The 24,395-nt window shown below is 29.0% G+C and carries 22 protein-coding genes; 17 read left to right on the forward strand and 5 right to left on the reverse strand.

Features of this window, described 5'->3' with window-relative positions:
- The first annotated feature begins 131 nt into the window (after nt 1–131).
- Together hydE and hydF are read left to right on the forward strand one after the other, a co-directional pair.
- Nucleotides 132–1,181: a [FeFe] hydrogenase H-cluster radical SAM maturase HydE gene (hydE, locus tag B3W71_RS12520; RefSeq protein ID WP_346889266.1), complete on the forward strand. Its 1,050-nt coding sequence runs from the start codon at nt 132–134 to the stop codon at nt 1,179–1,181.
- Between the two features lie 21 nt (nt 1,182–1,202).
- Nucleotides 1,203–2,390, forward strand: a complete 1,188-nt coding sequence (hydF, locus tag B3W71_RS12525) for a [FeFe] hydrogenase H-cluster maturation GTPase HydF (RefSeq protein ID WP_346889267.1) — start codon at nt 1,203–1,205, stop codon at nt 2,388–2,390.
- Between the two features lie 175 nt (nt 2,391–2,565).
- Here hydF and B3W71_RS12530 read toward each other — a convergent pair whose 3' ends face one another.
- Nucleotides 2,566–4,116 carry a PLP-dependent aminotransferase family protein gene (locus B3W71_RS12530; RefSeq protein ID WP_346889268.1) on the reverse strand — a complete coding sequence of 517 codons (1,551 nt, stop codon included), beginning with the start codon at nt 4,114–4,116 and terminating at the stop codon, nt 2,566–2,568.
- Between the two features lie 631 nt (nt 4,117–4,747).
- Complete coding sequence (gene pdaA, locus B3W71_RS12535) at nt 4,748–5,743, reverse strand: delta-lactam-biosynthetic de-N-acetylase (RefSeq protein ID WP_346889269.1); 996 nt, start codon at nt 5,741–5,743, stop codon at nt 4,748–4,750.
- 227 nt (nt 5,744–5,970) lie between these two features.
- On the opposite strand from pdaA, the gene nagA reads away from it, so the two are divergent.
- The 8 genes from nagA to B3W71_RS12575 all read left to right on the forward strand — a co-directional run bounded on the left by nagA (nt 5,971) and on the right by B3W71_RS12575 (nt 14,195).
- Nucleotides 5,971–7,080 (forward strand): N-acetylglucosamine-6-phosphate deacetylase, encoded by a 1,110-nt coding sequence (nagA, locus tag B3W71_RS12540; RefSeq protein ID WP_346889270.1) that lies wholly within the window; start codon nt 5,971–5,973, stop codon nt 7,078–7,080.
- Between the two features lie 31 nt (nt 7,081–7,111).
- Nucleotides 7,112–7,423, forward strand: a complete 312-nt coding sequence (locus B3W71_RS12545) for a hypothetical protein (RefSeq protein WP_346889271.1) — start codon at nt 7,112–7,114, stop codon at nt 7,421–7,423.
- Nucleotides 7,424–7,549: 126 nt separating this feature from the next.
- On the forward strand, nt 7,550–8,290 hold the full coding sequence (truA, locus tag B3W71_RS12550) for a tRNA pseudouridine(38-40) synthase TruA (protein WP_346889272.1): 741 nt from the start codon (nt 7,550–7,552) through the stop codon (nt 8,288–8,290).
- A gap of 203 nt (nt 8,291–8,493) precedes the next feature.
- Nucleotides 8,494–9,768, forward strand: a complete 1,275-nt coding sequence (locus B3W71_RS12555) for an MFS transporter (protein ID WP_346889273.1) — start codon at nt 8,494–8,496, stop codon at nt 9,766–9,768.
- A 139-nt stretch (nt 9,769–9,907) separates the two neighbouring features.
- Nucleotides 9,908–10,918 carry a LacI family DNA-binding transcriptional regulator gene (locus B3W71_RS12560; RefSeq protein WP_346889274.1) on the forward strand — a complete coding sequence of 337 codons (1,011 nt, stop codon included), beginning with the start codon at nt 9,908–9,910 and terminating at the stop codon, nt 10,916–10,918.
- A 229-nt stretch (nt 10,919–11,147) separates the two neighbouring features.
- Nucleotides 11,148–11,861, forward strand: a complete 714-nt coding sequence (gene deoD, locus B3W71_RS12565) for a purine-nucleoside phosphorylase (RefSeq protein WP_346889275.1) — start codon at nt 11,148–11,150, stop codon at nt 11,859–11,861.
- A 212-nt stretch (nt 11,862–12,073) separates the two neighbouring features.
- Nucleotides 12,074–12,757: a response regulator transcription factor gene (locus B3W71_RS12570; protein WP_346889276.1), complete on the forward strand. Its 684-nt coding sequence runs from the start codon at nt 12,074–12,076 to the stop codon at nt 12,755–12,757.
- Nucleotides 12,758–12,761: 4 nt separating this feature from the next.
- A complete protein-coding gene (locus tag B3W71_RS12575; protein WP_346889277.1) occupies nt 12,762–14,195 on the forward strand; it encodes a HAMP domain-containing sensor histidine kinase in 1,434 nt (477 codons plus the stop codon).
- Between the two features lie 419 nt (nt 14,196–14,614).
- Here B3W71_RS12575 and B3W71_RS12580 read toward each other — a convergent pair whose 3' ends face one another.
- Complete coding sequence (locus tag B3W71_RS12580) at nt 14,615–15,358, reverse strand: class I SAM-dependent methyltransferase (RefSeq protein WP_346889278.1); 744 nt, start codon at nt 15,356–15,358, stop codon at nt 14,615–14,617.
- A 535-nt stretch (nt 15,359–15,893) separates the two neighbouring features.
- Between B3W71_RS12580 and B3W71_RS12585 the strand changes: the two genes are divergently transcribed.
- From B3W71_RS12585 to B3W71_RS12600, 4 genes are all read left to right on the forward strand, one after another.
- Nucleotides 15,894–16,982 carry a hypothetical protein gene (locus B3W71_RS12585; RefSeq protein WP_346889279.1) on the forward strand — a complete coding sequence of 363 codons (1,089 nt, stop codon included), beginning with the start codon at nt 15,894–15,896 and terminating at the stop codon, nt 16,980–16,982.
- Nucleotides 16,983–17,332: 350 nt separating this feature from the next.
- Entirely contained in the window at nt 17,333–18,448 is a 1,116-nt protein-coding gene (locus B3W71_RS12590; RefSeq protein WP_346889280.1) for a hypothetical protein, read from the forward strand.
- Between the two features lie 269 nt (nt 18,449–18,717).
- Nucleotides 18,718–19,473, forward strand: a complete 756-nt coding sequence (locus tag B3W71_RS12595; RefSeq protein WP_346889281.1) for an exodeoxyribonuclease III — start codon at nt 18,718–18,720, stop codon at nt 19,471–19,473.
- Nucleotides 19,474–19,555: 82 nt separating this feature from the next.
- The gene (locus B3W71_RS12600; RefSeq protein ID WP_346889282.1) at nt 19,556–19,828 is read left to right on the forward strand and encodes a hypothetical protein; all 273 of its coding nucleotides are present in this window, start codon (nt 19,556–19,558) and stop codon (nt 19,826–19,828) included.
- A 78-nt stretch (nt 19,829–19,906) separates the two neighbouring features.
- Here the strand turns inward: B3W71_RS12600 and B3W71_RS12605 are convergent, their stop codons facing one another.
- Together B3W71_RS12605 and B3W71_RS12610 are read right to left on the reverse strand one after the other, a co-directional pair.
- Nucleotides 19,907–20,278, reverse strand: a complete 372-nt coding sequence (locus B3W71_RS12605) for a hypothetical protein (protein WP_346889283.1) — start codon at nt 20,276–20,278, stop codon at nt 19,907–19,909.
- Between the two features lie 316 nt (nt 20,279–20,594).
- Nucleotides 20,595–21,713 (reverse strand): hypothetical protein, encoded by a 1,119-nt coding sequence (locus tag B3W71_RS12610; protein ID WP_346889284.1) that lies wholly within the window; start codon nt 21,711–21,713, stop codon nt 20,595–20,597.
- A 493-nt stretch (nt 21,714–22,206) separates the two neighbouring features.
- Between B3W71_RS12610 and B3W71_RS12615 the strand changes: the two genes are divergently transcribed.
- The 3 genes from B3W71_RS12615 (at nt 22,207) to B3W71_RS12625 (ending at nt 24,376) form a co-directional block, all read left to right on the forward strand.
- On the forward strand, nt 22,207–23,340 hold the full coding sequence (locus B3W71_RS12615) for a 1-propanol dehydrogenase PduQ (RefSeq protein WP_346889285.1): 1,134 nt from the start codon (nt 22,207–22,209) through the stop codon (nt 23,338–23,340).
- Nucleotides 23,341–23,588: 248 nt separating this feature from the next.
- Nucleotides 23,589–23,936 carry a BMC domain-containing protein gene (locus tag B3W71_RS12620; protein ID WP_346889286.1) on the forward strand — a complete coding sequence of 116 codons (348 nt, stop codon included), beginning with the start codon at nt 23,589–23,591 and terminating at the stop codon, nt 23,934–23,936.
- Nucleotides 23,937–23,944: 8 nt separating this feature from the next.
- Entirely contained in the window at nt 23,945–24,376 is a 432-nt protein-coding gene (locus B3W71_RS12625) for a EutP/PduV family microcompartment system protein (protein ID WP_346889287.1), read from the forward strand.
- Nucleotides 24,377–24,395 lie beyond the last annotated feature (19 nt).

Here is a 24,395-nt window from a genome sequence, read left to right on the forward strand (position 1 = left end):
AGATAGCTAGACCTTTATTTAATTTATGATTATTATAGAATTATATCATATTTGAAAAAACAAGATATAATTCTATATCTAAAAATAATGAAAAGAAAATTACCTAAAAGTATATTGTAAAGGGGAAAATTATGATAAGGAATTTAATAGACAAGCTAGCTTTAACCAATGATTTATCTTCAGAGGAATTATTATATATATTAGATAATTTAGATGAGGAAAGCAAAAAATATCTAATAGAAAAAGCTCATGAAACTAGGATGAAGGTATATGGAGATAAGGTTTATATAAGAGGACTTATTGAATTCACTAATTACTGTAGTAGAAATTGTATCTATTGTGGAATAAGAGCAGAAAATAAAAATGCTGATAGATATAGACTTACTCTAGAAGATATATTAGAATGTGCAGACCTAGGTGATCAACTTGGATATAAAACCTTTGTATTACAGGGGGGAGAAGATCCATATTATACAGATGAAAGATTAGTAGAAATAATTAAAGCTATAAAAGAGAGACATCCTAAAAGTGCTATAACAATTTCTCTAGGAGAGAGAAGTTATGAATCCTATAAAAAGCTCTATGATGCAGGTGCAGATAGATATTTATTAAGGCACGAAACTGCAACAAAGGAGCTCTATGATAGATTTCATCCAAAGACTAGCTTTGAAAATAGAAGACAGTGCCTATATAATCTAAGGGAAATAGGATATCAAATAGGGGCAGGATTTATGGTAGGATTACCTGGACAGGAGCATAAGGATTTAGTTAATGATTTAAGATTTATAAAAGAGTTAAATCCTCATATGTGTGGGCTAGGGCCATTTATACCTCATAAGGACACAGTTTTAAAGGATTATAAAGCAGGTACACTAGAAAAAACTATAACTATGTTAGCTTTAGTTAGACTTTTAGTACCTAATATTTTATTACCAGCTACAACAGCTTTAGGGAGTATTAATCCTTTAGGAAGAGAGCTTGGAATTAAAGCAGGAGCAAATGTTGTGATGCCTAATCTTTCACCAAGACGCGTAAGAGAAAAATATTCTCTTTATGATGGAAAGATATGTACTGGAGACGAGGCTGCAGAATGTAGACATTGCATAGAGAATAGAATAAGAAATGCAGGATTCCAGCTAGATATTACTAGAGGAGATAATATAGATTGGACACGTAAGTAATAGGTTAGAAGGAGAGATAGAATGAATACTACACCTAACTCTAATAGAACTCATATAGCCATTTATGGTAAGACTAATGTGGGGAAATCATCCTTATTAAATAAAATTCTCGGTCAAGAAGTATCTATAGTCTCAGAGGTAAGGGGAACTACCACGGACCCAGTATCAAAGGCAATGGAATTAATTCCTATAGGACCGGTTTTGTTTATTGATACGGCAGGGCTTTGGGACGATACTGAACTTGGAGCTTTAAGAGGTGAGAGAACTCTTGAAATAATGAAAAGGACAGATTTAGCTCTATATGTTATGGATTCAGATGATATAGATATTAAAGCTTATGAAGAAATTAAGCTAGCTTTTAAAAAGTATAATGTACCGCATATTCTTGTAATGAGCAAAGTAGATACCTTGAATGAGTATGAAATAGAAGAGTTAAAAAATAAATTTTTAGATGGAATATTTATATCTGCTATAAAGGGTGAAGGAATTGAAACTTTAAAGGAAAAAATTATAAATATTGTACAAGAAAATCAAGAGGAGCTTCCTATAATAGGAGATTTATTACCTTATAATAGTAAGGTTATTCTTGTTGTACCTATAGATTCAGAAGCACCTAAAGGAAGAATAATATTACCACAGGTACAATGTATAAGGGATTGTCTAGATCACGGAATAAAAAGTTATGTTGTAAGAGATACGGAATTGGAATCTGCCCTAGAAGATATTAAAGATGTAGACTTAGTAATAACAGATTCTCAAGCTTTTAAAAAGGTAGATAAAATAGTTCCATCACATATAAAGCTAACCAGCTTTTCTATACTTTTAGCAAGACATAAGGGAGATTTATCTGCCTTTGTAGAAGGGGTCCATAAAATAAAAGAGCTTAACAAAAATTCAAGAATACTTATATCAGAAAGTTGTTCTCATAATGTTTCTCATGAAGATATAGGAAGAGCTAAGATTCCAAAACTTTTAAATAAACATTTAGGATATGAACTCACATATGAATATAGAGTTGGACATGATTTTCCAGAGGATATAGAAAAGTATGATTTAATAATTCATTGTGGAGCCTGTATGATAAATAGAAAAACTGTTATAAATAGAATAAATCAGTGTAGAAGTAAGGGCGTAGCTATAACCAACTATGGAGTTATACTTGCATACTTAACAGGAATTTTAGATAGAACTCTATCTATTTATCAGTAGTAGTAATTTTAATAACATAATACAGATTTAACAGTATAAACAGTAAAGGATAAAGACTACTATTTATATTTTAAAAATAGTAATCTTTATCCTTTATTTATATAACTTTAAATTGGGAATGAGTTTATTTTAGTTAATATCTTTAGTTTATATTAGAGTTTATATAATAATGTGCCTATATAAGAGGACTTATATAGGAGGTTCTTTTACCTTTATTTATAAGCATTGCTAAGCAGTCACTGATTACACTCATACCAATTTGAATTTCTTCTAAATTAGTGGCAGCATAACTAATTCTTAAAGTGTTATCGATATTCTTATCTTTATTTACATAGAACACGTTACAAGGTACTATTAATACATCTTTTTTTGAACACTGAACATATAATTCACTAGCAGAGACGCCCTTAGGAAGAGTGATCCAAAAGTTAAGACCACCTTTAGGATCTAAGAAATCTATGCCATATATTTTAAGTTTATTTAACTCAGCCTTCATAGCTTCATATTTTATTTTATACATCTCTATCATATATTTTAGATGTTTTTCCCAGTAACCATTTTTAAAATAAAGTTGAAGTGCTCTTTGAATTAATCCAGAGGAAGAAATATCAGTGGTATGCTTTGCTGCTAAAAGCTCATCCTTAATAGCTTTGGGAGCAATTATAAAGCCTATTCTAAGTCCAGGCATTAAAAGCTTTGAGAAGCTTTTAATATAAATAACCCTATTTGTATTATCCATAGATTTAAGAGTTTTAGTCTTAAAAGAATTGTCATAGGAAAGACCTGATAAAGAATCATCCTCTACCAAATACAAGTCATATTTGTCAGCTAAAGCTAGTAATTGATTAAGCTTTTCTTCTGAGTAAGAAGCGGTAGTTGGATTCTGAAATTGAGTCATTACATATATTAATTTAGGCTTATATATTTTAATATTGGTTTCTAGTAACTTTATATTTATACCGTCAGCTTCCATTGGAACACCAATGATATTAGCACCCCTAGATTTAAATACAGCAACGGCACCTGTATAGGTGGGGTTTTCTGTAATAACATAGTCTCCAGGACGAAGCAGGGCTTTACCGATTACATCAATACCTTGCTGAGCACCAGATACTATTTGAATGCTATCTGGTGTAGCATTTATTTCGTATTCATGGAGAAAATAATCACATAGAGATGCTCTAAGAGGTTCATATCCATTACTTTCTTGATATCCAAAGGCATAGCCCTTATCTCTATCGAGTACTTCATTTAAAGCATATTTAAAGGCTTCAAAAGGAAATATACCTGGATCAGGAGTAGCACTGGCAAAGTTAATAGTAGATGAAGACATGGTAATTTGGCCATTAGACATAAGCTTAAAATCTTCCTGGTAGTTAGGAGAAGTCATGTAGGGATTATATGAATCCATGTTTTCTGAATTTAAGATTTCATTATTGGTATCTGAGGTTGATATCCTATAATTTATATAGGCGTTATCTTGTTCTGCTACATAATAGCCGCTTCCCTTTATAGCATTAACATACCCATTTATCTCTAGCTGTTTGTAGGCATTAACAATAGTAACATTATTAACTTCTAATTCATTAGCTAATTTACGAATAGGTGGAAGCTTATCACCAACATTTAAAGTATTAGATTTTATTAAAGCTTCAATTTTATTAGCTACTTGAATGTACATAGGTATGGTTGAAGATTTGTCTAATTCTATTGAAATAGAGTTCATTATTAAGACTCCTTTCATTATTTTAAATATATAATTATTGTATCGTTACAATAATTATATATTTAAGAGGTAAGGTTGTAAAGAAGAGATTAGAGATAACTTTAAAATATAATTATTAAAGTAACTTATTATTGAAGTTGAATATATAGCCTTCAATGGAAAGTATTCATTAAATCAATATAGATATCTAAAGCCTACTAAGTAAATATATATTTAATTATACATATGGAGCATTTTAACATTTTAAAAAGTTATAAATGAAACTATTTAAATATTTAACTTTTTAAAATGCTTCCTTTATAAGAATTGATTTTCATTGATTTTCTCTTTAAATTATCAATAAAACATGGGGTATTGATATAAGGCATCTGAAAATAAATAATAAGTCAAAGATGAGAAGTATATTTTGAGTTAGACAAGGAAACAGGTTCNNGTTCTGTTGACGCAGTATAACACAAAATAGAAGAGCATTCTGACTTATTTATTTTTTGAAGATGCCTTAGTTAAGAAAAGAGCATCAATACAAATTTTAGTATCAATGCTCTTTTTTATATATATTAAATTTTAGGTAGGAATGCATTTAAATAAAGCATCATTTCTACAATATATATTAAAGATAGTATTCTATAATTTATGGAAATAGTTGAAATTCATATCCTTGTGCTTTAGATTCTTTTAATACTGAATCAAGAATTTCTGTATTAGTTTTAGAAACTGCATGAATAAGAAGAATTGCACCATTGTGCAAGCCATTCATTATAGTATCCTTTGCTTTAACTGGATCAGGTTGTTTATTTCTGTCCCAATCATGATATGCAAAACTCCAAAACAATGTCTTATAACCAAGATTTTTTGTCATAGCAAGAGACTTTTCAGAATACTCACCCATTGGTGGTCTGAAGTAAAGTGGCATATCTTCACCAGTAATTTCTTTATATTTTGCTTCTACATCTGAAAACTCATTGTTAAACTTTTCTTCTGAGTTAGTAACATCAGGCATAGAAGGATGGTGATTTGTGTGATTACCAACAATATGACCTTCCTCTACCATTCTCTTTATAATATCTGGATTATCTTTTACATAAGGTGAAGTTACAAAGAAAATAGCTTTAACATCATTTGCTTTTAAGATATCCAAAATTTTAGGAGTATATCCATTCTCATAACCTTCATCAAAGGTTAAATAAAGTACTTTTTTACTAGTATCTCCTACATAATGAGCATCATACTTACTTAAGTCAAAATTTATCTTTAGATTTATTTCAGGAGTTACGTGCTCTTTATTTGGTTTAAACCACCAAGCAATTTTTTCATTACTAAGACTATTAGCAGCTATTTTTGAAGTAGATGGAGTAGTGCTTTCGGTAGATGGACTAGTAGAATTACCATCTGATCTATTTTCATCTTCATTAGATGACTTAACTACTTTACTATCTTTAGAAGGTGATGAAGAATCTTTAATTATATCTTCATCAATTTCTTTTACAGTGTTAAATATGCTTTTATTTTCATCCTTGTCAGTATTTGAGTTTGATGTAGACCCCGTGTTATAAGTACATCCAGTAAACATAAAAGATATTATAATTACAAGAACTAAACTCAAATCACGTATAAATCTTTTACTCATTTTAATCCTCCTTTTAAAAATGTTATTAATAACTTTAGTACTTAATATACGAATAGCATGTGTCTATAATCAATAAAAAATACAAAAAAATTTTTATAATATACGAATAGAAATATATTTAACCTTTGGCAAAATTATCTTATAATGAAATGTGGAGTATAAATAAAAATTATAAAGCTGTATACTAACTTCAGTAAAAGATTAAAGCTTTAAGGGAGAGAAAGGTTATGATAAAGGTATTAACAGATACAACTATATATATTAAGGATGGAAAGATTGCAGTTGATGGGGAGCCTTTAGTTATAGAAAAAGGATATTATGCAGTACCTGGCTTCATAGATGAGCATACTCATGGTGGTTATGGATTTGATGTTATGAATGCTACTAATGAAGGTTTAAGTAGCTTGACCATTAAGTTAGCAAGGGAAGGAGTTACAGCTTTTCTGCCAACTACTATGACTGCAAATTTATATGAGACAAAAGCAGCCATTGATAATACTATAAAAGTTAAAAATTATAATGAGAATAATGGCGTATATGGAGCGGAAATAATAGGACTCCATTTAGAAGGACCTTTTATAAATGAGAAATATAAGGGAGCTCAACCTGAAAATTATATTTTAGCTCCTAATGTTGAGATAATGAATAACTTTATAGAAATTTCTCACAATAATGTTAGAAAGGTTACTTACGCACCTGAACTAGATAGTAACTTTGAATTTATAAAATGTTTGACTAAAAATGACATTATTCCATCAGTAGGGCATAGTGATGGAACCTTTTCTCATATAGAAGCAGCTATAGAGAAGGGTCTCTCTAGTGTTACACATTTTCATAACAGACAAAGTCCACATAATCATAGAATTCCCGGAGTAGTAACTGCTGGTTTTACTTTTGATGAGTTAAGTGTAGAGCTAATATGCGATGGTATACATCTTCATGAAGATACTGTGAAAGCTATTTATAAAATAAAAGGAAGGGACAAAATGGTACTAATAACAGATTCTATGGAAGCTAAAGGATTAGAGGATGGAGAGTATGAGCTTGGTGGACAGAAGGTTTTTAAGAGGGGAAATGAAGCTAGATTAGAAGATAAAACTTTAGCAGGTAGTTGTTTAACTATGATAGAAGCTGTAAAGAATGTAATAAGATTTACTGGCTGTACATTGGAGGACGCTGTTACTATGGCAAGTACAAATCCAGCTAGAAATTTAAATATACTTCATAGAAAGGGGAGTTTAGATATAGGCAAAGATTGCGATCTAGTAATATTAGATAGAGATTATAATATTATAAAAACTATATGCAAAGGAAAAGTTATATTTAACACTAGATAAATATTAATGATTTAGAATGGAGAAACAAATTATGGCAAAAAAAAATAGTAAAAATAATGACTTCTTAAATACTCATAGGAATAACTCTTCTCCTAAGATATATTCACTTTTATTAAATCTAATAAATGAGGATAGAGAAGATTTAGCAAAGAGCGTATTAAAGGTGGACTATTTACTTGAATATACAAGTAGTGCTATAAAGCAAAGAGATTATATAGAAGCAAAAGAGGCCTTAGAAAAGGCTAGAGAAAGAATTGATAGTTTAAAAACCGAAAATGTGGATATAGAGTATTTAGAATACCTCTATGAAGGCATAAGCAAGAATTGTAAGAATACTAAGTAATATAACTATATGATTTTATAGATTTATTTTACTAAAGGGTATATACTTAACTATAATGATTTAAGAATTAAAAAAAGTAAGGGCTCTTTATGTAATTTACATAGGATAGATAATAAAGGAGATTTTATGAGAAACTTAAGAATGGTAATAGAATATGATGGAACTAGATATAAAGGATGGCAAAAACAAAAGGATAATGTTGCTACCATACAAGATAAGATTGAAAATGTATTAAGTAAGATGGCCAATGAAGAGATCCAGGTTATAGGCTGTGGTAGAACAGATACGGGAGTACATGCTAAAAATTATATAGCTAATTTTCGTACTAATTCTAAATTTACTAATGAAGATATTTTAAATTATCTCTATGAATTTTTACCAGAAGATATAGTGGTTAAGTCAGTAACAGACGTTAATGAGAGATTTCATGCCAGATATAATGCTAAGGCAAAAACCTATGTTTATACTATAAACAATGGAAAATATAGAAATGTATTTAATAGAAAATTTACATACCACACATATGAAAAAATTAATTTAAATGCGATGATAGCAGCAGCAGATATTTTAGTTGGAACTCATGACTTTAAAAGTTTTACAAGCTTAAAATCAGATAATAAGTCTACTGTTAGAACAATAAATTATATTGATATAACAAAAAATGATGACATTATAGAAATAGAAGTTAATGGAGATGGATTTCTTTTAAATATGGTTAGAATAATAGTAGGAACTCTCTTAGAAGTTGGAAAAGGCGGACTAAAGCCAAGTGATATAGCTAAGATATTAGAGGCGAAAGAGAGAGCTCAAGCTGGACCAATGGCTCAGGCTAAAGGTTTATGTTTAAAGGAAGTTGAATATGAATAAATAAGTTTTAAGGGACTTTCGCAAAATAAGCTAATCTAAATAAATATTGAATAAGCACTTATATTATTTAGCAATAATATTAAAGTGCATCTTCAATATTTTATATAAGNNGTAATATATTTTGCGAAAGTCCATTATTTTTGTATAACTATTGAAATTTTGTTTAACCTAAATAGACAATGATTATTTAAGGTGGACATAATATGAGTAGATCAAAGACTTTACAAACAATAAAGACATTTCCAAGAAACATACATATATTGGTGGCTAGTGAAGCTCTATGTGCTCTTGCCATGGGAATGTTTTTTTTCTTACAAATTCTATATTATGATTTTATAGGCTTATCAGCTGAATCTATAGGAATAATATTTTCTATAGGATCCTTATTCAACTTGGTAGGTTTTTTTATGGGACCTTTTATTAAGATAGTTGGTCGTAAGAAGATTTTATGTATAGGGTCATTAATTTCTGCTATGGGGATTGGACTTCATATGGGATTTGAAACTATGGCAGTTCTTATATTAGGTCAAATTCTTATAAATATGGGATCATGTCTTGTACAGGTTACTGAATTACAATTATTATATTCCTATACTACAGGACAAAAGGAGTGTTGTGCTTATAGCTATAAGTATTCTGTAAATTTAATAGCTGGAGCATTGGGAGCATTAATAGGTGGGAATATAACTGGAATAACATACTTTGCTAAAGTAGGTTATAAAAAGTTATTCTTATTGTCAGCTATAATTCTTATTGCCACTTCCGCTATTAGATTCCTTTTACTACCAAAGGATATAACTAATGAAATTGAGAACGAGGAAGTAAAGCAGAACATGAGAAAATCAATTAAATGTTTAAAGTCAGATAAGTATATTAGGATTTTTGCCATACTTTTATTTATTAATACTATAGGATTCAGTGGTGTAGGCCCTTATAATAATTTAATATTAAAAGAGTCATTTAATCTAAGTAATAATATAATATCATATATAACTTTTTCATTAACTATTTTAGGTATGGTAGGACTTATTTTAATGCCTAGAATAATAGAAAAATTTGGAGTGGGAAAATTTAATATAACTATATTTACAATTGCTATTGTTAGTTGCCTTATACTATCAATAGTTTCAAATAGTCAGCTATTTATATTTTTCTTAATAGTAAGAGGTATATTTGTTGGTATTATAGTTTCTTCTTTAGATAGTTTAATGATGAGCAACATAGATATAGAGAATCGAGATACCTTTGCTGCTGTAAAAATGCTAGTTAATGGATTTTCTGTAGCTATGGGAAATTTCATTGGTGGAACTATTTTAAATAATTTTGGCTATAGATATAATTATCTGTATGGATGTATAATGCTTACTTGCTCAACATTATTTTTCTATTTAAAAGTAAAAGAAAATATGGCAAACACTACAATAAACAAATCTTGTTCCTGTCATTTTAAAGTTAAACACGTTGAATATAAAAGATAATTATATACAAATTAAACATAAAAGACTATATGTAGAAACTTATGAAGGTTTTGGATCATATGGTCTATTGTGGTTTAATATAGTATCATATATAATATATTTATAGCTTTATATATGACATAAAACAGGAGGAATCTGTATGGGGGTTACAATAAAGGACATTGCGAAGATTGCCCAAGTATCGGCAACTACGGTTTCCAATGTTATTAATGGAAAGACATCGAAAACTACAGAGGAGACTAAGCAAAAAATATTAAATTTAATTAAAGAACTTGATTATAAACCTAATGCAATGGCTAGGAGCTTAGTCAATGGTAAAACAAAGCTCATTGGAGTAATTCTACCTGATATTTCTAGCGTTTACTTTTCACAGTTAATCCGAAGAATTGAGGAGACGGCTGAAGAGTATGGATATAGTATATTAGTTTGTAGTACATACAATAATGTAAAAAATGAGGAAAAGTATATTAATCTAATGAGAGAGCATTGTGTAGATGGGATGATAATTGCAGCAAGTTCAATAAAGGAGACTTGGCAATTTGCGGATATATTAAGAATGAAATATCCGATAGTAACCATTGATAGAAAAATTGATAAGTCTGAAGACGTTTGCAGTATATACTTAGATAACTATAATAGTGCTTATAAAGGAACTGAGTATCTTATTAAATTAGGACATAGGAGTATAGGATACATTAATGGAACACCATGGTCAATTAATTTAAAGGATGGAGTTGAAGGATATAGACAAGCTATGAAGGATTATTGTCTAGAAGTAGATGAACAGTGGATATACTCATTGGCATATGATGCAGAAACAGGTTTTAAGGGAGCAGAGAAAATTTTAAGTTGTAGTAATAAGGTTACAGCTATTGTAGCATGTTCTGATATGATTGCTTATGGGATTTATAAAGCTGCTAGTAAGCTTAAGATATCCATACCAGATGATTTATCAGTAATAGGCCTTACTGATTTGATGTTTTCTGAAATTATAACACCGTCTCTTACAAGTTTTAAACATCCATTAAAAGAAATGGCTAATAAGGCTACCGAAGAGTTAATATCTATAATTTCAAGAGAACCTAGGGAACAGTCTGAATATACATATACAGCTGAATTAGTTGTAAGAGAAAGTGTACAAGGAATATAGTGATAGAAATATGAAATGTACAGTTTAGTTATGTTATTAAAATTATACTATTAACGTTAATACAATTTTATATTTAGAAAAAGATTTTTATCTCCATCTAGGCTAGATGGAGATTTTTATATTCATAATAAAGTCCAATGGTAAAATAATGTTAATATGCTATAATTTGTATATAGAATTACGAGAAAATAAAAAAGAAAAATTAAATATATAATTTGGAGGTTTTATAATGAGTAGTTTAGTACCAACACCACATAATGCAGCTAAGGTAGGGGATATAGCAGAAACAGTTCTTTTACCAGGAGATCCTTTGAGAGCAAAATTTATAGCTGAAACTTATTTAGAGGATGTAGTTCAATATAATACTGTACGAGGTATGTATGGATATACAGGTATTTATAAGGGAAAAAGAATTTCAGTGCAAGGTACAGGAATGGGGATTCCATCAATAGGCATTTACTCTTATGAGCTAATTCATTTTTATGGATGCAAAAATTTAATTAGAATTGGTTCAGCAGGTGGATGGGGAAATCTTAAAGTCCGTGATATAGTTTTTGCCATGGGAACTAGTACTAATTCTAATTATGCTCATCAATTTAATTTACCTGGAACATTTGCTCCAATATGTAGCTTTGAGCTTCTAGAGAAGGCTGTTAATGTTGCAAGAGAGAAGAAGATATCTTTTACAGTAGGAAACGTGTTATCTACAGATACTTTCTATGGTGATGGAGAAGATGTAATGGAAAATAGGTGGAAGAACATGGGCGTTGTTGCTTGTGAAATGGAGGCAGCAGGGTTATATATGAATGCAGCGAGAGCAGGTGTAAATGCCTTAGCTATTTTAACTATATCAGATTGTCCTGTTACAGGAGAATCTTGTTCTGCAGAAGAAAGACAAGAGTCTTTTACGAAGATGATGGAAATAGGCCTTGAATTAGCTTAATTTTAATAGAAAAAGCATATTTGGTAATAGATTGAATTTTAAAGCTATATGAAGTAATAGAAAGCTTCACATAGCTTTTGTTTTAATATATTTTTATAACATTATAGTATTTGAAAGCAAATATTCATCAATTTTGTTTTCATATAATTGTAATACATTACATTAAGTTGTATATTATAATTATTGTGTAATTACTGAGTTAGGAGAAGATTATGGATATAAAGATTTTAATAGTAGAAGATGAGGTATCTATAAGTGATATTTTATATACTGCTCTAAAAAATGAAGGATATAATGTAAGATGTGGATTTACTGCTAAAGAGGGCAGGGAGTTAGTACAAAAGTTTAAGCCAGATCTAGCATTATTAGATTTAAATTTACCAGATGAAAGTGGATTTGAGTTATGTAAAGAAATTAATTACAAGTATTTAATTCCTATTATAATTTTGACAGCAAGAAATGATATAGTAGATAAAATTTTAGGCTTAGAATTAGGAGCTGATGACTATATAACTAAGCCTTTTCATATAAAAGAAGTCCTTGCTAGAGTTAAAACTGCCTTAAGGTGCGTAGAAAAGTATAGAAATAAAAGCGAAACTGAGTTTTTAGTGATTTCAAATCATATAAAAATAAATATGGATAGCAGAATAGTATTAAAGGATGAGGAAGAAGTTAAATTAAAACCACAGGAATATGATTTATTAGAATTTCTAATTAAAAATAGAAGTAGAGTTTTTTCAAGGGAAGAACTTTTAAATAAAGTATGGGGTTTTGATTATGACGGAGATATAAGAACTGTAGATGTTCATGTAAGAAGAATAAGAAGCAAGTTAGATAATGAAAATGAAAGATCACTTATTGATACAGTATTTGGTATAGGATATGTAATGAGGTAGCAATATGAAACTAAGAGGAAAATTTATAATTTCCATATTATTAATAATCATAGCTTTTGGAATAATATTAAATTTATCTATAAAACATATATTAATTATTAGAATGGAGACATCTATAGGTAGATCACTAAATGAAACTATGTATAGTACTAGAGAAGCAATAAAATACAGATTACTAGCAACAGATTTAGAATACGAAGAAGATAGTTTAGTTAAAGAAAGTAATTACTTGAATAGATATATATCATCTAATTTTCAATGTACTGTAGAAATATGTGATACAGAAGGAAAAATATTAAGTGGGAATGTAGATGAATCTTTTAGAAGCACATTAGATAGTGGCAATAAAAATGCCCAAGCAGGAGCTGCTGTTGTCAATCTTAAATATGAAGATAAAAAGCTATATGGAGTTTTATCCTATCCTATTTTTATAAACGAAGATAATTTAGGAATACTGAGTATAGTTAAAGACTATAGTGAGGTTTATGGTGAAAATAACAGAATGCTTTTATTTATAGCAGGCGTAGAAGTTATAATACTATTTTTTATATTTATTTTATGCTTTTTTATAATAACTAAAGTTACTAAGCCTATAATAACCTTAACAGAAGGTGTAAAGAAAGTTGGACAAGGTGATTATAATTTCCATATAAATGCTCATGGAAATGATGAAATATCTGTACTATCCAAAGAATTTAACAATATGAAAGAACAAATAAAAGAACAAATAAAAACAATAGAAGAGGAAAAACGAAAAGTAGAGATATTAGAAAAAAGTAGAAAAGATTTTTTTGATAATGTAACTCATGAAATGAAAACACCATTAACTGCTATTTCAGGATATGCAGAAATGATAAAAGATGGAATGGCAACTGATGAGGAGTTTAGAAAAAGAGCTATAGAAAGAATATATTTAGAAAGTCAAAGACTACATGGATTAATTATAGACCTAATAGAAGTGTCTAAAGGATTATCTTATACCAGAGAAGAATTTAAGGATGTTAATATCCATAAACTTGTAGAGGAAATAAGTGAAGATATGAGTATAAAAGCACAAAAGTACTCTATAAAAATTGTAGATAACTTAGAAAATGCCATAATACCAGCACAGAGTAATAGGATTAGAGAGCTTATTATAAACTTAATAGATAATGGTATAAAGTATTCAAAGTCACAAGAAGTGATTTATATAATTGGAAAAGTGGAAGGTAATGAATATGTTTTAGAAGTTAAAAGCATGTCAGGAGTTATTCCTAAGGAAATATATGACCATATTTTTGAACCATTTATAAAATCTAACAAATTTTCAGAATCTGAAAGTAGGGGTCTAGGCCTATATTTATGTAATGAAATCATAAAAGATCATGGAGGACATATGGAAGTTATAAATGATCATGTGGTCACTGTAAAAGTAAATATACCATTAAATAAAAAATAGAGTTACAAGCACCATACAAAAAAACGGATTTCGATACAAAACGCACCGCAAACCCGCATAAGTATTATATCTTTTGCTTGTTGACGATTTCTTTTTTATCTCTGAAAACTGCGAGTGGTGCCCAAATGCTGCTCAAATTTGACGGAGAGATATAAAAGGCTGTAAAGAGACAAGAGAAAATATGGGTAACGCAATAACTCTATCCGCTATCTGTCTTGTCACGCAATGAAACAGCATTTTGATGGTAGGAATATAAGACAATTATCCTGCTGGGTTCTGCACCTTGAAAGCCACATACAGCAAGGATTTTTTGCCTTCTACTTCGTGGCTGTTCACCGTGTAGAGTGAGCGAAAGCGGTTTTTATGCTTTCGCTCGCTTAATTGCCATTTCATTTTCGAGTATATTTTTGACAAAAAGGCTATTCTGATTTTCTACAAACACTAATAATGTTAGGAGCTAAAGGCGAGAAGGGAGTTTTATTCCAATCTGAATATTGATTTTCAATATTAAAACCATTGCTATTTAATAATGATCTAAGGGTATCATTATCAGTAAAACGACAAGCAATTCGAGAAGTAGTTCTCTTAAATCCCCAGTCACGAAAAGTCACCCAATGCATTATGTGATTTTCTGCATCATAAAATTGTGTTCCAGATACCTGAACTAGTATTCCGTCCTTATCAATAAACTGCCCCCAATTTGTTTCATCTTCGTTTGATAAATCAGTTCCCATCGGATTACGTGTTTCGAATGCAAATACCCCATTTGGTTTTAAATGCTTGTAAATCGTTTTAAGTAGTAAATTTTGATCTGCATCACTCAAAAATGCTTGGAATGCATTTCCTGTTAAATATATCATAGAAAAACGGTTTTTTAATTCAAAGGTCCTAGCATCGCCTTCAATAAAAGTTACAGGTAACCCCTCTGCTTTAATTCGTGCATATTGAAGCATATCTGGTGCAATGTCAATGCCCGAAATCTTTATTCCATATTTCGCTATGTGTATCATGGTTAGCCCTGTGCCACATGCAAGTTCTAAAACCTCTCCTGTGTTCAATTTAGCAAGTTCAAGATAGAAATTATATTTATCAGTTTCACCACCAAATTCAAGATCATAATTAATCGGGTCGCTATATTCTTCCAGATTATTATGTGTTATCATGATATCTCCTCCAATACAGAAAATATAAATTCGCTTTATATCAGCTTTCATTGTTATCAGAAAAATTATACTATATTTCTTGCTACATTCCTACATAATTTTATAGATTTGGAATAGTAACCCATCTGAGGAGAAGTAATATGATTTGGGATACCTCCCAACAAGTGAATTTTCGGAAAGGGTACTCTCTTCCTATGCTTGCTACGAAATTTCTACTCATCGAAAATTGGAACGGAAGGGAAACGAAATGTTTCAGATATAAGGTCATTATATCTGTGGTGCCTAAATGGTGCCCGACTTTCCAAAACAACGCCGTAAGAAGGCGTGACAAGAAATAATGAGATATGTGGAAGAGTCTTTATTTAAGCTATTTTCAGCAACTTGTTATGAACACATATAAAGACTCATAAAGCATCTTTTACTATTTAATCAATAACAAATAGTATTGTTAATAACTTGGAAATAACTTTGCTATAGTTGTTAAAAATTTAATCATATAATTATATTAAAGTTATTAAGCGGGAGGCGTTTTAAAATGAAATTTAATAAATTTATATTGTGTTTTGCAGCTATTATTATAGTTACTGGTACAATTCTGATAGGGGGATGCAAAAATAAAGATAAAGAAATTGTATTATCTAATAATGTAGCTAAAGATATTCAAGTTGAAGAAAATGAGATAGAAAAGTATATAAAAGAAGGAAATAAATTTTTAGAAGAAAAAAATTACACAGAAGCTAGAAAATCTTATGAAGCTGCAATAGCAAAAGGTAAGAATGACAAGCAGATTTATATGGATATAAAGGATCAATATTTAAATAAAAATAGATATGATGATGCTTACTATATTATTAAATTAGCAATTGAAAATAAGGTTGATATAGAGAATATGGAGAAAGTGCTTACTAGTATAAGAGATAAAATGGAAAGTGTAGAGCTATCTTATGAAATATATGAAGATGATGGTTCATTTGTTTTACCAGAAGAAGTGGATATAACTGTGGATAATAATAAAGTTAAGGATTATGTACTTTGGGGAAAAGAAAACCTCGGTATATCTAATAAACCTGGACAGTACTCATATAATGGGATAACAAAGGAATATGGAAGAAATGTTTATGTTACTTTAAATGTAAAAGAAAATGTAAAAGAAAATACAAAAGAAAATACAAAAGAAGATATAAAAGAAAATGCAAAAGAAGACATATATGATAGTAAGTTTGGAATTGTAAAAGATATTTATACAGATAATGGCACTGTTTATATATCCTTTGATGAAGCAGAATTTTATTTTGGATGGGAAGAAGCAGTAGCAGAGGCTGTAAAAGACAATAAGGCTATGCAAAAAGAAGATGGAACGTACACATTGCCAGATCCTTATTATATTAGATATCACATCGGTGAGATTAAGGTTTATGAAGTATCTAAGGATGCTTCCTTCAATTTATTATCCTATGAGGTAGACCCATCTAATAATCATACAATCGAGTTGCAGAGTGTTGATTATAGTACTTTTAAAAAGAAGATAGATAATTGGAAAGGTGGATATGTTAGTAACTTACAATTTAATGTTGATATGAAAAATGGTATAGTTACAAAAATGAGCAAGCAATATACTCCATAAAATGATAATAAAATATAAGGTACAATAAGTTAAAAAATCCTGTATAAAAGAAGTTGTATTGACTGATTTATATGGGATTTTTTATTTGACAGAGAATATGTTTTTTATTAAATCTGTAAATAGAGTTTAATAGATTCAGTTGAAATATACAAATAACCTAATAGAGAGTACAAATAAATATATAGTATATGTCACAATAAGAAGTAAGAAGTAAGAAGTAAGAAGTAAGAAGTAAGTACACCATTAAATAATAAATAGTATTGTTAATAACTTGGAAATAAGTTTGCTATAGTTGTTAAAAACTTAATCATATAATTATACTAAAGTTATTAAGCGAGAGGCGTTTTAAAATGAAATTTAATAAATTTATATTGTATTTTGCTGCTGTTACCATGGTCACTGGTACAATGATGATAGGGGGATGCAAAAATAAAGATAAAGAAATTGTATTATCTGATAATGTAGCTAAAGATATTCAAGTTGAAGAAAATGAGATAGAAAAGTATATAAAAGAAGGAAATAAATTTTTAGAAGAAAAAAATTACACAGAAGCTAGAAAATCTTATGAAGCTGCAATAGCAAAAGGTAAGAATGACAAGCAGATTTATATGGATATAAAGGATCAATATTTAAATAAAAATAGATATGATGATGCTTACTATATTATTAAATTAGCAATTGAAAATAAGGTTGATATAGAGAATATGGAGAAAGTGCTTACTAGTATAAGAGATAAAATGGAAAGTGTAGAGCTATCTTATGAAATATATGAAGATGATGGTTCATTTGTTTTACCAGAAGAAGTGGATATAACTGTGGATAATAATAAAGTTAAGGATTATGTACTTTGGGGAAAGGAAAACCTCGGTATATCTAATAAACCTGGACAGTACTCATATAATGGGATAACAAAGGAATATGGAAGAAATGTTCATGTTACTTTAAATGTAAAAGAGAATGTAAAAGAAAATACAAAAGAAAATACAAAAGAAAATACAAAAGAAAATGCGAAAGAAGATGTATATGACAGTAGGATTGGACTTGTAACAGATATATATAAAGAGAATAATACCATTTATATATCCTTTGATGAAGTAGAATTTTATACTGGAGAAGAAGCAGTAACAGAAGCTAAGAAAGATAATAGTAATAAAGTTATAAAACGAGAAGATGGAACTTATGGAGTATATGATGGTTATTACATTAGAAATTCAGTAGCGCAAATAGAAGTTTACGAGGTATCTAATAGTGTGACAATGAATTTGTTAGCCTTTGAATTAAATCCGAATAATAATACTATTGATTTACAAAGTGTTGATTATGATACTTTTAAAAATCGTATAGATCTTGGTAAAGATCGATATAATGTGTATAAATATAACCCAGAAGAACTAAGAGATAGGTTATTTAAGATAGATACAAAAAATAATATAGTTACAACAATAAGTAAACATTATACTCCATAAAATGATAATAAAATATAAGGTATAATAATTTAAAATCCTGTATAAAAGTAGTTTTATTGACTGATTTATATGGGATTTTTTATTTAACAGAGAATATATTTTTTATTAAATCTGTAAATAGAGTTTAATAGATTCAGTTGAAATATGCAAATAATCCAATAGAGAGTACAAATAAATATATAGTATATGCTACAATAAAGGAGTTAAGAATAAAATATATTTTAAGTTATTAGAAATAATTAAAGTATTTTAGAAAAGAGGTAGAATATATGAAATTAATTTCTTGGAATGTTAATGGCATTAGAGCTTGTGTTCAAAAAGGATTTCTAGATTTTTTTAAAGAAGTAGATGCAGATATGTTTTGCATTCAAGAAAGTAAAGTCCAAGAAGGTCAGATAGACCTTAACTTAGATGGATATCATCAATATTGGAATTATGCTGAAAAAAAAGGATATTCGGGAACTGCTATATTTACAAAGGTAGAACCTATGAATGTATCTTATGGTATTGGAATAGAGGAACATGATAATGAAGGCAGAGTAATTACCTTAGAGTTCGAAAACTTTTATCTTGTAACAGTTTATACGCCAAATTCTAAATCAGAGCTAGAGAGACTTGATTATAGAATGGTTTGGGAAGATGAATTTAGAAAGTATCTTAAGAATTTAGATAAGAATAAACCAGTGATAGTTTGTGGAGATTTAAATGTAGCTCATAAGGAGATAGATCTTAAAAATCCTAAAAATAATAGAAGAAATGCAGGATTTACTGATGAAGAGAGAAATAAATTCACTGAATTATTAGACTCTGGTTTTATAGATACCTTTAGAAATTTTTATCCAGATTTAGAGGGAACATATTCTTGGTGGTCCTATAGATTCAAAGCTAGAGAGAAAAATGCAGGGTGGAGAATTGATTATTTTTGTACTTCTGAAAGATTAAAGGACAGTTTAGTTTCAGCTAAGATACATACAGAAGTATTAGGTTCAGACCATTGCCCTATAGAGCTTCAAATTAATATGTAATATTTAAATCGAAGTAATATTCCTCAATTTATTTAAATATAATATATAGAAATTATACTTAAGTAAATAGGGAGAGGTTACTATGATAATAGACGCTAGTTTAAGAGATCTAAAAATTAAGGGAAGAAAATTTAGAAATGAAGAAAGAACCATGGGAATAATAACTAGAAGCAATGGAGAAATATTGCCAATCAGTATTAAGCGCTCAGATATGGATAAATTTCTAAAAAGATATGGAGACCATAGTTATGTAACTTTAAGTGTTGACGGAAAAAATATTAATACATCAATAGTAGAGGTACAAAGAGATGTAGTATTTCACTATGCACATAACGTACAGTTTAAAGAGGTTTAGATTATAATAAATTAATCCCCATTTAACTGAGATATCTCAGTTAAATGGGGATTAATTTATTGGTTGAACACTTACAGATTAAAGAGGTATTCTTGCAAGAACCATATGTTTATTTTTCATATTAAATAACTGTTCCTTAGAGATTTCTTGTATAGTTGTAATTTTAGTCACATTGTGAATCATTCCAACTCTAATTTTTGCGTCATCTAAGTCTCTTGCCAATAATGTACCACAATATTTAGCATCTTCAGTATCTACGTTAAATAAGAATACTTTTAATTCTTCTATTGGTACAACGTCTCTCTTTAGGAACTCATCATCAAATTCAACTTCACTATCAAGAGAGATTAAACCTTCTCTAACTATAAGTTTATCCCACCCTTTATATTCACAAAGTCTGCCCCATAGGCCTAAATTCATAATGCTCCTTACAGTAAGTTTTATCATCATAAAAAATTCACTCCCTCTCAATTGTATCTCGTATATTTTAATTACTATTGTATCATGAATATGGAAAATATTCAATCAATTTACTGAATATTAAAAACCTTTATTATTTGTATACAAAATTTATTAATTATACATTAATAATTCTATTCAATTTCTCAATAATTATGATGACCAATTTAAAATGATTTATGTTAGTAGTTCTTGGGTATTTGTTATAAAGATTATAATGACGGTTTTAACAAAAAAGGAAGTATACACTTATTATTAAATATATTAATAAAAGTTATAATAAAGGTATTAAGGTCATTATGTAAATTTACATAATAACCTTAATATCTTTAGCTTCAGCTTTCTTTATGAAATCATCTATATCAGATATATAGCAGTTTTTTAAGTGAATAGTTTCTAGAGTTGGTATATCAAAAAGTTTAGAGTAATCAGAGATATAAGCGTAGGAGAGATTCAATGTCTTTAAGTTATTTATAACTTCTAGGCCATCTACAGTTAAGGGGCCTTCTAAGCAGAGAGAAAATTCCTCAACCTTAGGAAAATTCTTTAAGGTTGATAGGGCAAAGTCGCTGCTAAAATTAATAGTTAAGTTTATTACATTTGGAAATAGGGGAAGGCCTTTCATAGAGTTAGTTTTTGGATAAATAAGCTGAAAATTCTCTACACTTTCTATAAAATCTACCTCACCTAATATATTTAAATCACTATTATATATGCTAAGAGTTTTTAGATTACCTAACTTAGCAATAGGAGAATAGTCTAAAATTAATCCATTATCAGTTATATCTAATTCATTTAAATTTGTAACATTTTCTAAGCCTTCTAAGTTAGACACATTTTTTATTTTTAGAGTATTTACATTTGATAAGTTGGCCTTATCTAAAGGCTTCAATGAATACATATTCATACCGATAGCTTTCTTTGCTATAATTTCAAGGGTAGAATCTTTTATAATTCTTTGAGAATATAAGTAATAATTAATTGAAAAGAAAATACATACAGATAAAAGCACTAAAATAATCCTTATATATTTTTTAGTATGAAATTCTTTTGTAACTCCATAAATTATAGCTAAGCTTAGAGACAATATAAAAATTATATGGCTAGGTATATATATAGATAACTTAAACAAGAAATAATTTAAACTCATAGGAATACTTATAATGTAGCTGATAATAATATAATTAGAAGAGCGAAGCTCATTAAAATTAGTAATGGTTATAACTAAAGTAAGAGACAATAATATAATCCATACTAAAGGAAACTTTCCATCTATGTTTAATAGGTTTGAAAAGAATAAATGAAATAACATAAAAAACATAAGAAACGCTATAGAAGCTATGTACCATATATTACTTTTAGATTCTTTCGGATATAAATGTATAATGTTATTTTTTACAGAAGTATTATAATGATAAGTTTTCATTTTATCCTCCTAACAGAAAGAAATTAACATATTTATATAAATATTATATTTTAAAAACAACTAAATGTAAACGTATAAAGTTATAAAAATAAGGTATATTTAATGGCAAATTTAGAGGAATTTTATCAGAAAAAGCTTTAGAAAATCGTAATTATTAAATTTTATTAATACAAATAAAAATGTTATGGAAATATAAACTAAAGAATGATACATATGGTAAATATGAATGGAAAATTAGTATAAGAGAAAATTTTGTATTTTAATTAAATGAATATTCATTGACTTTTATTTTTTAAAATAGTATATTAAAAATATGTACAATGAAGTACTTAAAGAGCAGCGAAGCTCCATAGGAATAATCCTATGGAGCTTTTTCTATTTGCCTTTAGGATGGACTTAATAAAGATTTTTTATTTTAATAAACTTACCGTATAAATAGTTAACTAAATTTAAAGACTATACATAAATAATATGGACTTGAAAGGAGTTTATGATGAACAATTTTAAAATTAAAACTCAGATTTATTTTGGGCAAGGCGCTTTAGACAGGTTGGAGGAAGTAGGGAATAAAAAGACTTTCATAGTTACAGATCCTTTCATGGTAAAGTCAGGAATGATTAATAAGGTTACAGAAAAACTAAAAAATGCTGATGTAACTATATTTAGCGATATAGTTCCAGATCCACCAATAGAGCTAATAGTTCAAGGAATAGAAGAAGTTCAAAAAGCTAAACCAGAAGTATTAGTTGCACTAGGCGGAGGTTCTTCAATTGATGCTGCAAAAGCTATAATGGACTTTGCAAAAAAAATTACATCTGTTACAGATATGGAGTTTATAGCTATTCCAACTACAAGTGGTACAGGTTCTGAGGTAACTTCCTTCTCAGTAATAACAGATAAGTCTAAGGGAACAAAGTATCCTTTAGTTTCAGATGATTTATTACCAGATGTGGCTATATTAGATCCTGAACTAGTAAAAAGTGTACCTGGAGTAATTACTGCGGATACAGGTATGGATGTAATTACACATGCTCTTGAAGCTTATGTATCTACAGATGCTTCTGATTTTTCAGATGCATTAGCTGAAAAAGCACTTATGTTATCTTTTAAATATCTTTTAAGAGCATATAAAGATGGTGGTGATTTAGAAGCTAGAGAAAAAATGCATAATGCCTCATGTCTTGCAGGTATTGCTTTCAATTCAGCTTCTCTTGGATTAAATCACGGTATAGCTCATGTTTTAGGTGGAAAGTTCCATGTACCTCATGGAAGAACAAACTCTATATTACTTCCTTATATTGTAGAGTTTAATGCTGATATAGTAGGGTATGAAAGCAATGATTTCTCTAGAGCTGCTGTTAAGTATGCGAATGTAGCAAAATTACTAGGATTGCCTTGCAGTAATGCAAGAGCTGGAGTTAGAAGTCTTGTAAATGAAATTAAAAAGTTACAAAAGGAAATGAAGATGCCTACAAATTTAAAAGCTTGTGGTGTGTCTATGGAGGAATTAGAGCAATTAAAAGAGGAAATTGCAAACCTAGCGTTACTTGATGCATGTACAGCAACAAATCCTAAAAATCCAACTCCTCTTGATGTTGTTGAAATCATAGGAAAAATTAAAGAATAAGCAATAAAATGTATTGACAGTAGAAATTTCTAATTATATAATGTTAATATACACAAAGTAGTGTAATGGTTTTAAGCAAAGGGGCTTCTTGAAAATATTTATGTTTTCAAGGGGCTTTTATTATTTTTTATAAAATTATATGATTATTTAAGAATAGTTGTCAAAACACAGGTAATACTAATATTATTATTTTGTATTAAAATAGTATTTTCGAGTATTACTTCTGAATACAAAGGTAAGGTGAGTATATGAGTGAAGAAAAGCAAAGGATTATACAGGAATTTGTTCCTGGTAAACAAGTAACTCTTGCGCATATAATAGCAAATCCTACTGAAGATCTTTATAAAAAACTAGGTCTTGTAGTAGATAAGAGGGATGCTATTGGAATATTAACCATAACTCCAAGTGAAGGCTCAATAATAGCTGCAGATATAGCTACAAAAGCTGCTGGAGTTAATCTTGGATTTGTAGATAGATTTAGTGGCTCACTTGTTATAACAGGAGATGTTAGTTCTGTGGAATCAGCACTGAAGGAAGTTACATCTGTACTTGAAGAATTATTGAAATTTACTTCTACCAAAATTACAAGAACGTAGGAGGAAATATGAAAAAGACAATATTTATTGGTAAGACGGGAAGTGGAAAAACCACTTTATGCCAAAAGATTCACGATTTAGATTTAAAATACAAGAAGACTCAATCAGTAGAGATTTACGATGAGTCTATAGATACTCCAGGGGAATACTTAGAAAATAGATCTTATTATAAAGCTTTAATAGTAACCTCAGTGGATGCGGACATAATTGCACTAGTATGTGATTGTACCGCTGAAGAAGATTACATAGCACCAGGTTTTTGTAGTATGTTTGCGAAGGATTGTATTGGTATAGTGACAAAGATAGACATTGCCAATAGTGAAGACAAAATTGAACATGCTAGAGATATTTTAAAGCAAGCTGGGGTCTCTAGAATCTTTGAAGTAAATACTTTAGATGGAACTGGAATAGAGGAATTAATTAAATATTTAAGTTCATAATACAGAGGAGAATAATTAA

The organism is Clostridium sp. UBA1056 (assembly GCA_002316385.1).
Lineage (GTDB): Bacteria > Bacillota > Clostridia > Clostridiales > Clostridiaceae > Clostridium_J.